General features: G+C 29.3%; 3 protein-coding genes and 1 pseudogene. All 4 read right to left on the reverse strand.

Going from position 1 to position 1,381, the window contains the following annotated elements; genetic code table 11:
• On the reverse strand, positions 1 to 233 hold a 233-nt coding region (locus EKL98_RS15965; protein ID WP_394343487.1), incomplete at its 3' end, for a hypothetical protein.
• Between the two features lie 251 nt (positions 234 to 484).
• Positions 485 to 724: a YtxH domain-containing protein gene (locus EKL98_RS15970; RefSeq protein WP_126563146.1), complete on the reverse strand. Its 240-nt coding sequence runs from the start codon at positions 722 to 724 to the stop codon at positions 485 to 487.
• Between the two features lie 28 nt (positions 725 to 752).
• The gene (locus tag EKL98_RS15975; RefSeq protein WP_126563147.1) at positions 753 to 905 is read right to left on the reverse strand and encodes a lmo0937 family membrane protein; all 153 of its coding nucleotides are present in this window, start codon (positions 903 to 905) and stop codon (positions 753 to 755) included.
• A 224-nt stretch (positions 906 to 1,129) separates the two neighbouring features.
• A pseudogene (locus tag EKL98_RS17685) lies at positions 1,130 to 1,381 on the reverse strand (peptidase M23); the annotation flags it as partial.

Consider the following 1,381-nt stretch of genomic DNA (forward strand, 5'->3'; position numbering starts at 1 on the left):
TATTGAAAAGCGAGATTTTTGTTTGCTAAAATCAATTCCGCCGTAAGAATTCCTCTTTCTTTGTATTGCAAGCCGAGTTCATTGTTTACTAATATTAAATCTTTTGAGTTTATTTCAATTTCCTCGTTTTTGCTTACAGATTTCTTGTTAGCTAAGATTAATTTTCTGGCGAGTTTAGTTTCCATCAAAGCGATGGATTCTTTCAAAATATCTTGTTCTTTAGTAGGTTTCATTAAAACTCCTATTTAATATATTTGTTAAAATAAACCCTTGAGATAAATTGTAATTTTTTTGAAACGAAAATAATGCAACAATAATTGAAACTGCCTTTAGAGTCTGACAAAGGTGAAAAACAACGACTATTATTCCTAGCATGTTTCGCTTTAGCACTATTAAAGTTGTCTTATTACAATCATCTACTTTCATATTGCCTTTTTCAAATCTTGTTGCACCATTATTTATAATCCTTTTTTTAAATAATAGATTATTTCACTTGATTTTTTGAAACCAATCCTTTGGCATCTTGCAAAAGGTTTTCATATTTGTCGGTTACATCTTCGTATAATTCTTCAAATTTTCCTTTCATATCATCTGCAAAACCTTTGCTTTTGTCCACGATTTTTTTTCTTGTTTTAGATCCTTTATCGGGTGCAAACAAAATTCCTGCCAATGCACCAGCGGCCAAGCCACCTAAAACTCCTAATAATACTTTACTTGAATTCATAATTTCTATTTTTTTCTATTTAATTTTTTTATAAACTTTTTCCTTGAATTAGTCGCAATAATACTGCAACGATGGCTATAACAAGAAGTATGTGAATGATTGATCCAGCGCTATAGGCAAAGAATCCAATGGCCCAAAAAATAACTAAAATCACTGCGATTGTGTAGAGTAAATTGCTCATAATTGTTGTTTTTTAAATTTATAAATGGAATAAATAAGTTCTCGTATTAAAACTTTTTTTTCTACGGAAACCCTTTTTTGGTTTCTAATTGATTACCATACAAAGTTGCAATAAATAGAATTTCAAACTGTTATATAACTTTTTGGATTAGTTACAACATTCACACATTTTGGGATGCTGCATTTGAATCTAATGAAAAAGGCGAAAATTAACTCGCCCTCTTACTATTTTTTATTATCAACTGTTAAATCTTTCAAGGCCTGACCTATTTCATCGGTATCGTGTTTGAATTCTCTTTTAAACGATTGCCAATCACTACTTACATCGTTTTTATAAGTATCCATTTTCATTTTAAGATCTTTGTTTTTTTGTTCTAAAACAGCAATATTTTCTTGATACTTTGAATCGATATCCTTTCCTGTTTTTTTAATTTTGAGCTTCAATCCAGCAATTCGTAAATCATTTATTCTAACTAT

Source organism: Flavobacterium bomense (assembly GCF_003970355.1).

What these genes read in the sequence shown, in the direction of transcription:
- EKL98_RS15970 (WP_126563146.1), bottom strand. Translation starts at nt 724, where the DNA reads ATGAATTCAAGTAAAGTATTATTAGGAGTTTTAGGTGGCTTGGCCGCT.
- EKL98_RS15975 (WP_126563147.1), bottom strand. Translation starts at nt 905, where the DNA reads ATGAGCAATTTACTCTACACAATCGCAGTGATTTTAGTTATTTTTTGG.